Genomic DNA, 12756 nt, shown 5'->3' on the forward strand with positions numbered 1-12756 from the left:
TTTGAGCTCCACATTAAAGAAATATTCAAAAATCATACTCCCAATTTTATTGGGAGTTTTTTTAATGTGGTTTTCACTGCAGCAAGTGTCCTTCCATGAATTGTTGGGATACTTTAAAAATGCCAATTATACTTGGGTTGGTTTAGGAGTTCTTTTTGGGATATTAAGTCATTTATCAAGAGCCTATCGATGGAAATACCTATTAGAGCCTTTGGGTTACAGAGTAGATTTTTGGAATAGTGTGATGTCTGTATTTTCAGGATATTTAATTAACTATACCATTCCTAGAGCGGGTGAAGTTGCTAGAGCCTCCTTACTTACCACTTATGAAGAGGTGGAATTTGAAAAGGTTTTTGGGACCATTGTGGCTGAAAGAATGGCCGATTTACTTATGATGGTTGTAGTCATATCGATGACCCTCTTCATTCAATTTGATTTTATTTCCAGTTTTTTTATGGGTAAGATTCAAAGTCAAAATTTGGGTATTGGTTTGGTTTTGTTGCTTTTAGCATTTGGAGCGTTCGCTTTTCTAGTTTTTAAAAGTTCTTCCAAATGGGCTATTAAAATAAAGCACTTCGTTAATGGTTTGGTTCAAGGGGTTCTAAGTATTACAAGAATGGAAAATAAATGGGCTTTTATGGGGCATACCGTATTTATTTGGGTGATGTATATACTCATGTTTTATGTAGTAACCTTTGCAGTTGATGAATTGCGAGGTGTCACTCTAGGTATGGCTTTGTTAGGTTTCATTTCTGCTAGTTTTAGTATTGCAGCAACCAATGCGGGCATAGGTGCTTACCCATTAGCTGTATTTGCAGCTTTTTCCCTTTATGGGCTGGCAAAAGCTCCTAGTTTGGCATTTGGTTGGATCACCTGGGCCTCCCAAACTTTTATGTTGGTGCTTTTGGGTGGATTGTCTCTAATCTTATTGCCAATTTATAACCGATTGAAAAATAACTGATTCCGAAACATTTTTATTTTAAAACCTACTTCAAATTTGCTATCTTGCCATAAGGTACGAACTTAACCCCTATTCATGAAAAGATTTATCTGCCTCACTTTTGTTCTGCTTTTATTTCAGTCGTTGACTGCCCAAGTTATTTATGAGCCTTTCAATTCGGCCAAATTAGGGCGTAATTGTGAAATTAAAATCCAATTACCTCGCGGATACGATTCCGAAGAGAAAATTGAATATCCATTGATTGTGGTTCTTGATGGAGACTACTTGTTTGAGCCAGTAATAGGTAATGTAGATTATCAGTCTTATTGGGACGATATGCCTGGTTGTATCGTGGTAGGGATTAATCAAGATCAAACACGTACCGATGACTTTTCGGTTACAGAGGAGAATTATTTTCCATCGATGGATGGGGCTAAGTTTTTTGAATTTGTAGGACAGGAATTGGTGCCCTATATCAATGATACGTATCACGCATCTGATTTTAGAATCATAGTAGGTCATGATTTGAGCGCCAACTTTTTGAATTTTTATTTGTTCAAGGAATTGCCTCTGTTTAGAGCTTATGTATCTTTAAGTCCAGACTTGTCACCTATGATGGTTGAAAGGTTGGGAGAAAAGATGCCAGCTGTCCAGACAGATACATTTTACTATTTGGCTACTGGAGAAGAAGATGCCTCTGCTTTAAAAGAAGGAATTGAGTCTTGTAATGCAGTTTTATCTGCCGTCGAAAACCCTAAATTTCATTACCGTTTTGATAATTTTGAAGCCACAAACCATTATTCATTGGTGGGGTTGGCATTGCCAAAAGCCATTAGTCAAATATTTAATTTATACAAGCCTATTACTAAAAAGGAATATCAAGAAGACATCCTTACATATGAAGGGTCGCCTTATGATTATCTTGTTAAAAAATATGAAAGTATTGAATCTTTCTACGGATTCAAGAAAAAGCTGATTGAAAATGATATTCGAGCTATAGCAGCTGCTTCTAATAAAAAGGATGATATTGAATCTCTTGAAAATTTGGCTAAATGGGCAAAAAAGGAATACCCAGATTCTATGATTAGTTCGTACTATATGGGTATGTGGCATGAAAAGGCTGGCGATTTGAAACGTGCCTTACATAGCTACCAAAGTGGTTTGCTTCTTCAATCATCCCAGTTTATTGATAAGGATATGTTGCTTGAAAAGATGTACGAAATTAAGGGCGAGAATTAATCAATATTGTATTTCGTCGAAAAAATTTAGCATTTTAACTAATAAGTAGTATGTTTACGTCGCAATCTAACTCTACTTATCATGAAAAAAGCTTTAATCCTAACACTAGCTTTAACCATTATTGGTGTTACTTTCGCCCAAACATCTACCAAAGTTTTTGAGTCTTCTAAGCTGAATTCTAAAAGAACACTTAAAATTCATTTGCCAAAGAATTATGACCCAAGCTCAAATTTGAAATATCCTTTGGTTTTTGTATTTGACGCAGATTACCTGTTTGAGCCAGTAGTGGGACAAACCAAGTTTCAATCTTACTTTGATGAAATGCCAGGTTCCATTATTGTTGGTGTAGTTCAAGGAAATGAAAGAGTTTATGACAGTTTTTTTGATGATGTAACTGGATTACCATTAGAGTCTGGGGCTCGTTTTTTTGAATTTGTTGGACAGGAATTGATTCCGTATTTGGATTCTAAATATAAAACAAGTGATTTTAGAGTGGCTGTTGGTCACAACATTATGGGGAACTTCATCAACTCCTTTATGTTAAAAGACAAGCCCTTGTTCCATGCCTATGTGAATTTAAGTCCAGATTTGAAAGGGTCTATGGGAGACAATATCGTTCATAGATTATCTAATGCAAGAAGTGAATTTTTCTATTATATGGCTACGAGTACAGATGATAAGCGCATGTTGCATGAGACTATCATGGAAACTAATGGAAAGATCAAACAAATAGAAAATACCAATGTCACCTATTATTTTGATGAATTTAAAGACGAATCCCATTATACTTTAGTAACGGGAGCTATTTCTAGGGCTTTTGACAAAATATTTGAATTGTATAAGCCATTGCAAGAAAAGGAGTTAAAGGAAAAAGTGCTTCCTTATGAAGGTACTTTAGATAAATATTTAGTGGATCGATACAAAAAGATTGAAGACCGTTTTGGAATCGTTAAACCTATTGCTGAGGAAGAGTTTCAAAAAGTAGTAGCTGTGGCTGAAGAACGTGAAGACTTGGAATCCTTGGAAAAATTAGGAAAATTGGCCAATAAGGAATATCCAGAATCCATGTTAGGTGATTATTATCTGGCGCAGCATGCAGAGAAAATTGGGAAACCTAAAAAAGCAGTTAAATTTTATGAAGAAGCTCTGTTATTAGATGCGACAACCAGTATCACTTATGAAGATGTTTCTTTAAAATTACAGGAGATTAAGGCCACTCTAGAAGAACAGGATATTGAAGATCCAGACTTGGAAGGAGAGGGCGCTGAAATCTTGACAGAAGAGCTAACAGAAGGGGTAGCTGTCGAAGGTAGCACTGAAGATTAAAATTCTCAAGTTACTCCACAATAATCCATAAATATCGCTTATTTTTAGTCCAAATTTTATTTTGTGGCTAAAGTCAAAACAACCTTTTTTTGTCAAAATTGTGGTAGTCAGTTTTCCAAATGGCAAGGGCAGTGTACTACTTGTAAACAATGGAACACCATTGTGGAAGAAGTCGTTCAAAAATCTGAAAAAAGCGATTGGAAATCTTCTACATCTTCATCCGCAAAACGCGTTTCAAAGCCGTTAAAAATTGCAGAAATTGATTCAACAGAAGAATCAAGGTGGAACACTTTAAACCAGGAGTTCAACCGGGTTCTTGGTGGCGGTTTGGTTCCTGGGTCTTTAACGTTACTTGGAGGGGAGCCTGGAATTGGAAAGAGTACACTTCTCTTACAAATTGCCTTAAAACTTCCTTTTAAAACCCTTTATGTTTCTGGGGAAGAGAGTCAAAAGCAAATAAAAATGCGTGCCGAACGAATCAATCCTCAAAACACAACCTGTTTGGTACTTACAGAAACAAACACCCAAAACATTTTTAGGCAAATTGAGACGGTGGAACCAGATATTGTGGTCATTGATTCGATTCAAACCTTACATAGTGATTTTATAGAATCTTCTGCGGGTAGTATTTCTCAGATTAAGGAATGTACGGCTGAATTGATCAAGTTTGCAAAAGAAACGGCAACTCCGGTTATATTGATTGGGCACATTACAAAGGATGGAACAATTGCTGGTCCGAAAATATTGGAACATATGGTAGATACGGTTCTTCAATTTGAAGGTGATAGAAACCATGTGTTTAGAATCCTAAGGGCACATAAAAACCGATTTGGCTCAACTAATGAATTAGGCATTTATGAAATGTTGGGTTCCGGCCTAAGGGAAGTGAATAATCCAAGTGAGATTCTTATTTCTGAAAAAGATGATGAGTTGAGCGGTCATGCTATTGCAGCAACTTTGGAAGGAATGAGGCCTTTGATGATTGAGGTACAGGCCTTGGTTAGTACCGCTGTATATGGCACGCCACAACGTTCTGCAACTGGATTTAATGCAAAGCGTCTCAATATGCTTTTGGCGGTATTAGAGAAACGTGCCGGCTTTAGGTTGGGTGCTAAAGATGTGTTCTTGAATATCACTGGAGGTATTACGGTAGATGACCCTGCTATTGATTTGGCAGTAGTGGCATCAATTTTATCGTCAAATGAAGATGTCTCTATACCACAAGACTATTGTTTTGCAGCGGAAGTAGGCTTATCTGGTGAAATTAGACCCGTTCAGAGAGTGGAGCAACGCATCTTGGAAGCAGAGAAGTTGGGCTTTTCTACTATTTTCATCTCAAAATTCAACAAGCTATCTTTAAAACACACCAAGATTAAAATTCAATTGATTGCCAAAATAGAAGATTTGGTTGGATGGTTGGTTTAATTCCTTAGAACTTTAATATTCATCTTAAATCATTTATATTTAGGGAGATATTGTTTTATATTATGAAAAGAACACTTTTGCCTCTAGTTTTTCTTGGCGTCTTTATTTCCTTAAGTTTTATTTTCTATCCTATTGACGGGTATGAAACGACTGGTATTAAACGATTATACCAAATTCAAAAGTTTAAAGAGGATAGTATTCCATATAAACGTATTCCGCCAGGGGCTTATAAAAATTTGGCAGATATTAAATTGAATCTAACTAACATAAAGGAAGATAGTGTTGATTTGATATTGGTGGAGAATAAAGATTTTGAAAGTCGGGTCAATAAGCTATTTCCTAGTGGGAAATATTCAGCCGCTGTACTGGATATGTCTGATCCCGAGAACCTCAAATATGCGGCTTATAAGGAGAATGTGGGATATCAGCCCGGTAGTGTAGGTAAGATAGCTGTTTTAAATGCTGTGTTTTATCAACTGGGGAAATTATGTCCAGATTCTTGGGAGGATAGGGTTCGTTATTTGAAAAACAGGAATGTGTCGTCTCGATATTGGGGTACTGGTGACCATCATACCATACCAGTTTATGATATAGAAAAAGATAAATTGGTTAAGAGAAAAGTACAGGCAAGTGATGTCTTTTCTTTATATGAATGGTTGGACCATATGGTATCTGTAAGTAACAATGGCGCCGCTAGTGTAATGTACCGCGAAGCAATGTTAATGGCTGCTTTTGAAGAATATTATTTTACGTTGACTGAGGAAGAGGCTGAAAATTATTTTAAGGAAACACCTCGAGATTCATTAACCAATTTGGCAAATATGGTGGTTAATGAACCATTAAGAGAATTGGGTATTAGTGAAGATGAATGGCGCTTGGGAGGTATGTTTACCAGAGCTGCAGAAAAATATGTTGGCCGAAAGGGAGGAAGCATAGGGACGCCACAAGGCTTGATGAAATATTTAGTCAAATTAGAACAGGGTAAAGTAGTTGACGCGCAATCAAGTTTGGAGATTAAGCGTTTACTTTATTTGACAGACCGACGTATTAGGTATGCGAGATCACCTAAATTGGATAGCGCCGCTGTTTATTTTAAATCGGGAAGTTTTTATAAATGTGATAGGGAAAAAGATCCAAATTGTAAGCAATACGCTGGCAATGTCTACAATTATATGAATTCAGTTATCATTGTCGAACACGATGATGGTACCAAGTATATAGTTTGTTTAATGACCAATGTTCTCAACAAAAATTCGGCAGGAGCTCACATGTATTTAGCTGGAAAAATTGACGATTTGATTACTAAAGATCATTTGGATAGTATGCCCTCCGAACTTGATGTAGATTATAGGGATGATGAAGATCAAGGTGATGGTTAAGCAGAATTGGCAAACTGTTTCATAGTTTCAGCTGCATAGATTCTTATGGCTCTATTGGTGTGTTTTTGCATGTCTGAAACTTCCGATGAAAGAGTGGATAAATTTAGAACTTTTATCAAGTGTAAAACTTCTAACTTAACACGATTATCTCTTTTCTTGAGTAAAAGTTTGAGGTAGGCCATCTCTGGAACAATATTGATTTTTAAAGGGACATGCTTCAATTCTTGCTCTTCAACAATATAATATTCCACTAATGGTAAAATTCTATTGCTTAGTTGACTTTGTAATAAATTGTCCAAGAATTCCAAAGCGTTGATTCGTGCTTCCTTTGTTTCACTCAGAATACCCGAGTAGCTCACATTCATATCTGCCTCTTCGTAGAGAATGCTCAATAGTTTGAAAATGCAAAGAAAGCTTTGATCTAATTGTTTTTCCAAAAGGTCCTTTAAACTTTCCTGAGCGATTTTTATTTCGAATTGGTCGTCATCTTCCTGGTGCTGAATATCTTGTGATTTCAACACGTAAATTATGGAACTTAAAACATCCAAAGTTTCCTTGGCAAACTCACATTCCCTTATTATTGATTTTTTGAAAGATCTACGGTTGAAAATGAGATTCTCGTTTTTTGATTTTAATTTTACCAATGCTTTTGAAGCTTCAAGTCTGATATAAACATCCTCGTTTTTAAGTAACCTGGATAGCATTTGCACTGAGTTTTGTGTTTCAAATGCCCCGATTATTTTTGGAATAAATCGCTTGATTTCATCATCTAAATTAATTTCATCATCTATATGTAGTAAGCGAGTTGAAATATCGGGGCCATAAGTTTTTAAAGCTTTTATGGCTTGATTTCTGAAAGCTTTTTCCTTTAAAAATGGGGTTAATAACGGAATGTAATCTTTTTCCAATGTAATAGCAGCTGCTTTAATGGCACGTTTTACGATATACTTACTTTTGTTGTATAAATGAATATTGATGAATGGGTAATATTTTTGAATGCCAGAATAGGCTATGGTTTCCAATAGTTCTGCAACTTCCACTTTATTAGAAAATCCATCGGGAGCACTTAATTCTTGGACCCAATCTGAAATTCGTGATTCCAAATGATATTTTTTAGCCAATTTTTTGTTTTGTGATGTTTCCTTGGCTAAACAAAGTAATGCTGCCCTCGCTATTCTTGGGTCATGATGGTTTAAAAATTGATCAAAAAATGCTGTTTTACTTTTATAAGAGAAATCCAATAAATATTCAAGGGCATAATAAATTACTTCTGGGTCTGGTTCCTTTAATAGTGCTTCAATCTTTTCTTTAGATACGTCCGATTTAAAATGATGTAATTGCCGAATTACAGCTTTTTTAATTTTGTTTGAAGGGTGTTTTAACAACTGAATTATTTCTGGTCTGAGTGCCGAAATTTTATAGGGGCTTAATCTTCCCAATAAATCAATTATTTCCTTTGGGGTAGCTGAAATAAAAACTTTTCTAGCATATGCCAATGTAGAAGCTTTATTATGCTTCTTTTCTTCATGATGATCATAGTTCAAGTTGCGTTGGATATTGAGTCTAAAGGAATTAAAATAAGTCTCCCGGAGTTTATAGATTAGAATAATCCAAAGGAGGGAGAAGAACACTACCAATAAGGTGAGATGGAAGGACTCTAATTTTAGTTTCCTAACCATTATAAAAAGCATAAGACCAGCAAAACCTGTTGCCATACTATCAACGGCCACATCTATAAAAGATTTCGCTTGATTTTTAATTTGGAAGGGTATCGGCATGATTGATAATTCCGTTGCCGCTTTATTTAAACTTTGTTTAAAACTACCATCAATACCTTTGATTAATATTAAAACCCATAATTCTGGAATGGCAATGAGAAGCAAACTTCCTAATGCGATGCCCAATGGTAGGATTAATAGGGATGAAGATACGCCTAGTCTACTAAGTAATTTATTGGTTAAAAACAATTGAGTCCCTAAGGCTATGACATTGAAGGTAGAAAACCAAAACCCAAAAAATGAGGCAAGTTTATCTGGGTCTGTAATGGACTTTTGGGCCAAATCACTAAACTGGAAATCTACTATTTTGGCAACAATCACGCCCAGTCCAGTAATAAGGGCTAAATATGATAAATGCTTTGATTTTAAAACAATTTTAAATGCTGATTCATGTGATGAAGTTTCAACTTGTATTCGCTGTTTTTTAGTGAATTCATTTAGTTTTTTAACCCTCCAATGCCAGATTTGTTGAATAACTGGGATGCAGCACAAAATAAAGAAGGACGCCAATAGGATGGCATCTCCGTTACTATATCGAGAAACAATAATACTTGTAAGATAACCACCAAAAATACCACCGGCTATAGCTCCCGCTCCTATAAAACCAAAAAGGCGTTTTGCTTCTCTTGCATTAAAAACCAAATTGGCTAACATCCAAAATTGAGAAGTAGCAATCACGGCAAATAGAGCAACACCTACATAATAGATATACAAATAGTATTCCCCTAAGTTTCCAGAGTTCATGATTAAATAGAGGGAGATAAACCCTAAGCTAAAGAAAATTAGGGTTGTAGTAATTACCTTGTTCAATGAGAATCTAACAACAGCACGATTGTAAAAGTAGGTGATACAAGTAGCAATCACGGCCACTAAAATATATCCCAAGGGCAAGTGTTCGGCTCCCAATTTTGACAAGAACAAAGCATTAACAGTGGGTTTTACGATTAATAAAACGGTAATTATTAAAAAGATATAAAGCTGCATTAGGAATGAAATGCGAATTTCTCCGTCTCGCAGCCCAAATGTTTTGTTGATTAAGGCTCTTATCAAAATGTAAGAATGATTATTCACTTAATATTAAGCATTCTAAATCAATGCGTATAGGGAATTAACAAAATTTAAACTTTCTAAGGAGGGGTGTTTTTGGGTTTGTTAGCAAATGAAACCGTTTAATCAGCGTCAGTCATTCTAAAATCCCATATTTTATCAGCTTATTTCTCTAAAAATCATTAATTTCGCACGTCGATTTGAATACATGTAACAATGAGTAAGAAATTCCCTGAATATAAAGGCCTTGACTTGCCAAATGTGGCTAGTGAAATCCTTGATTATTGGAAAGAAAATAACATATTCGAAAAGAGTGTCACCACACGAGAAAACGCTAAGCCATTTGTGTTTTTTGAGGGTCCACCGTCAGCTAATGGCTTGCCTGGTGTTCACCATGTTTTGGCACGAGCTATCAAAGATATATTCCCTCGATACAAAACCATGAAGGGATTCCAAGTAAAGCGTAAAGCTGGTTGGGATACACATGGTTTGCCTATTGAGTTGGGTGTTGAAAAGGAGCTGGGAATTACTAAAGAGGATATCGGTAAAACCATTTCTGTTGAGGATTATAATGCTGCCTGTAGAAAAGCTGTAATGCGTTATACTGATGTTTGGAATGACCTTACAGAAAAAATGGGGTATTGGGTTGATATGGATGATCCATACATCACCTATGAGCCTAAGTATATGGAAAGTGTTTGGTGGTTGTTGAAGCAGATTTATGACAAGAACTTATTGTATAAAGGCTATACCATTCAACCCTATTCGCCAAAGGCAGGAACGGGTCTAAGTTCACACGAATTAAACCAGCCAGGAACCTATCAGGATGTTACTGATACAACAGTAGTGGCTCAATTTAAAGCTAAACCAGAAAGCTTACCTGATTTTCTTCAGGGAGAAGGGGACATTCATTTCTTAGCATGGACTACAACACCTTGGACGTTACCAAGTAATACAGCTTTAACTGTAGGGCCAAAAATAGATTATGTATTGGTCGAAAGTTTTAACCAATATACTTTTGAGCCAATAAAGGTGGTTTTAGGGAAGCCTTTAGTTAACAAGCAGTTCTCTGGTAAGTTTTTTGAGGCTGAATCGGCCGAAGATATTGCCAATTATACCCAAGAGGATAAAAAGATTCCTTTCCGCATTCTTAAAGAATTTAAAGGGAGTGATTTGGTAGGAATCAAATATGAGCAATTGTTGGCCTATGCCCTACCTTTTGAAAACCCAGAAAATGCGTTTAGGGTAATTTCTGGAGATTTCGTAACTACTGAGGATGGTACTGGAATTGTGCATACGGCACCTACTTTTGGTGCAGATGATGCCTTAGTAGCCAAACAGGCGACCCCAGAAGTGCCTCCTATGTTGGTCAAGGATGAAAACGACAATTTAGTTCCGTTGGTGGATTTACAGGGTAAATTCCGTCCTGAAATGGGTGAATTTGCTGGTCAATATGTGAAGAACGAGTATTATGCAGATGGAGAGGCGCCAGAAAAATCTGTTGATGTTGAGTTGGCCATCAAATTGAAAATTGAAAATAAAGCCTTTAAGGTTGAAAAATATAAGCACAGTTACCCGAATTGTTGGAGAACAGATAAACCAATTTTGTATTATCCATTAGATTCTTGGTTTATCAAGGTGACTGATGTGAAAGAACGTATGGTAGCCTTAAACAATACCATTAACTGGAAACCTAAGGCTACAGGTACAGGGCGTTTTGGAAATTGGTTAGCCAATGCCAATGATTGGAACCTGTCGCGTTCGCGTTATTGGGGTATTCCTTTGCCTATTTGGAGAACTGAAGATGGAAGAGAAGAATTGTGTATAGGTTCGGTTGAAGAATTAAAGTCGGAAATGACCAACGCAATCGAAGCGGGGGTTCTGGGTCAAGATATTTTTGCCGACTTTGAAGTGGGGAATATGACTGATGACAATTATGACAAATTAGATTTACATAAAAATATTGTTGATCAGATTACTTTGGTGTCCCCTTCAGGGAAACCGATGAAAAGAGAAAGTGACTTGATTGATGTTTGGTTTGATTCTGGTTCCATGCCATATGCACAGTGGCATTATCCGTTTGAGAATAAAGAGAAAATAGATGGTCATACTTCTTATCCGGCTGATTTTATTGCCGAAGGAGTTGATCAAACCAGAGGTTGGTTCTATACATTACATGCTATTGGAACTATGGTGTTTGATTCGGTAGCTTATAAAAATGTGGTATCAAACGGACTCGTTCTTGATAAAAACGGACAGAAAATGTCCAAGCGTTTGGGGAATGCCGTTGATCCTTTTGAAACACTTTCCACTTACGGGGCAGATGCTACCCGTTGGTATATGATTAGTAATGCCAACCCGTGGGACAATCTTAAATTTGATATAGAAGGAATTGAAGAGGTGAAACGTAAGTTCTTTGGAACCCTTTATAACACCTATTCGTTCTTTTCTTTATATACCAATTTAGACAATTTTACTTATAGTGAGGCGGATTTGCCTTTGGAAGAACGCCCAGAACTGGATCGATGGATTTTATCGGAATTGCATACTTTAATTCAAAAAGTGGATGCGTTTTATGCCGATTATGAGCCTACCAAAGCGGCTAGAGCTATTTCAGATTTTACTCAGGAATACCTGAGTAATTGGTATGTAAGGTTAAGTAGAAGGCGCTTCTGGAAAGGAGATTATGAAACAGATAAGATCTCTGCTTACCAGACACTTTATACTTGTATGGTGACTTTGGCTAAGTTGGGAGCTCCTATTGCTCCATTCTTTATGGATAAGCTATATCAAGACTTGAATGGTGTGACCCAAAAGGAACCATTTGAAAGTGTACATTTAGCGGAGTTTCCACAGTTTGATGAGATGTTTGTTGACAAGGAATTGGAACGCAAAATGGAAGCTGCACAAACTATTTCTTCATTGGTACTTTCTTTAAGAGCCAAAGAGAAAATCAAGGTACGTCAACCATTGCAAAAGATTATGGTTCCCATAGATAACCAACAACAAAAAGAAGAAATCTTGGCAGTTGGGGATTTGATTAAAAGAGAAGTTAATATCAAAGAAATAGACCTTCTAGAAGATGCTTCTGATATTTTGGTTAAGAATATCAAGCCAAACTTTAAAGCTTTGGGGCCTAAATATGGTAAGGATATGAAGTCTATAGCGGCTAAAGTGGCTCAATTTAATGCGGATGACATCAAAAAAATAGAGCAAAATGGCGAAATTGACGTTGATATTAACGGAAAAAATATTACTTTAGGCAGCGATGATTTTGAAATAACGTCACAAGATATTGAGGGTTGGTTGGTTGCCAACGAGGGTTCATTAACCGTTGCCCTTGATGTTACCATTAATGAAGATTTACGTGAAGAAGGTATTGCCCGTGAGTTGGTAAACCGAATCCAAAACCTCCGTAAAGATTCAGGATTTGAAGTAACCGATCGTATTGATGTTTCCCTGCAATGGGAAGAAAACATTGAAAAGGCAGTCGCTTCAAATATGGAATATATAAAAGAAGAAACACTAACTGAAGAACTTGAAATTTTAGATCAAGTGAATGATGGTATAGAAATTGCTTTCGACGAAATAAATACCAAGTTGTTCATACAAAAACATTAAG

7 protein-coding genes are annotated in these 12756 nt (G+C 36.3%); 6 read left to right on the plus strand and 1 reads right to left on the minus strand.

What is annotated here, in order from left to right; all coding sequences use genetic code 11:
• The first annotated feature begins 1 nt into the window (after position 1).
• The 5 genes from GZ212_RS02860 (at position 2) to GZ212_RS02880 (ending at position 6309) form a co-directional block, all read left to right on the plus strand.
• Complete coding sequence (locus GZ212_RS02860) at positions 2 to 961, plus strand: lysylphosphatidylglycerol synthase transmembrane domain-containing protein (RefSeq protein WP_166957090.1); 960 nt, start codon at positions 2 to 4, stop codon at positions 959 to 961.
• A 75-nt stretch (positions 962 to 1036) separates the two neighbouring features.
• On the plus strand, positions 1037 to 2179 hold the full coding sequence (locus GZ212_RS02865) for an alpha/beta hydrolase (RefSeq protein ID WP_166957092.1): 1143 nt from the start codon (positions 1037 to 1039) through the stop codon (positions 2177 to 2179).
• 81 nt (positions 2180 to 2260) lie between these two features.
• The gene (locus GZ212_RS02870) at positions 2261 to 3505 is read left to right on the plus strand and encodes an alpha/beta hydrolase (RefSeq protein ID WP_166957094.1); all 1245 of its coding nucleotides are present in this window, start codon (positions 2261 to 2263) and stop codon (positions 3503 to 3505) included.
• Positions 3506 to 3568: 63 nt separating this feature from the next.
• Positions 3569 to 4930 carry a DNA repair protein RadA gene (radA, locus tag GZ212_RS02875; protein ID WP_166957096.1) on the plus strand — a complete coding sequence of 454 codons (1362 nt, stop codon included), beginning with the start codon at positions 3569 to 3571 and terminating at the stop codon, positions 4928 to 4930.
• 62 nt (positions 4931 to 4992) lie between these two features.
• Positions 4993 to 6309: a serine hydrolase gene (locus tag GZ212_RS02880; RefSeq protein ID WP_166957098.1), complete on the plus strand. Its 1317-nt coding sequence runs from the start codon at positions 4993 to 4995 to the stop codon at positions 6307 to 6309.
• Here the strand turns inward: GZ212_RS02880 and GZ212_RS02885 are convergent.
• Positions 6306 to 9137 (minus strand): MFS transporter, encoded by a 2832-nt coding sequence (locus tag GZ212_RS02885; protein WP_166957279.1) that lies wholly within the window; start codon positions 9135 to 9137, stop codon positions 6306 to 6308. The two genes, GZ212_RS02880 and GZ212_RS02885, sit on opposite strands and share 4 nt — an antisense overlap.
• Before the next feature lie 213 nt (positions 9138 to 9350).
• Between GZ212_RS02885 and ileS the strand changes: the two genes are divergently transcribed.
• On the plus strand, positions 9351 to 12755 hold the full coding sequence (ileS, locus tag GZ212_RS02890; protein WP_166957100.1) for an isoleucine--tRNA ligase: 3405 nt from the start codon (positions 9351 to 9353) through the stop codon (positions 12753 to 12755).
• Position 12756 lies beyond the last annotated feature (1 nt).

This window comes from Mangrovimonas sp. CR14 (assembly GCF_011764015.1).
GTDB classification, from domain to species: Bacteria; Bacteroidota; Bacteroidia; order Flavobacteriales; family Flavobacteriaceae; genus Mangrovimonas; species Mangrovimonas futianensis.

Coding starts and splice junctions, on each gene's coding strand:
- GZ212_RS02865 (WP_166957092.1), top strand. CDS start 1,037: ATGAAAAGATTTATCTGCCTCACTTTTGTTCTGCTTTTATTTCAGTCG.
- GZ212_RS02870 (WP_166957094.1), top strand. CDS start 2,261: ATGAAAAAAGCTTTAATCCTAACACTAGCTTTAACCATTATTGGTGTT.
- GZ212_RS02880 (WP_166957098.1), top strand. CDS start 4,993: ATGAAAAGAACACTTTTGCCTCTAGTTTTTCTTGGCGTCTTTATTTCC.
- ileS (WP_166957100.1), top strand. CDS start 9,351: ATGAGTAAGAAATTCCCTGAATATAAAGGCCTTGACTTGCCAAATGTG.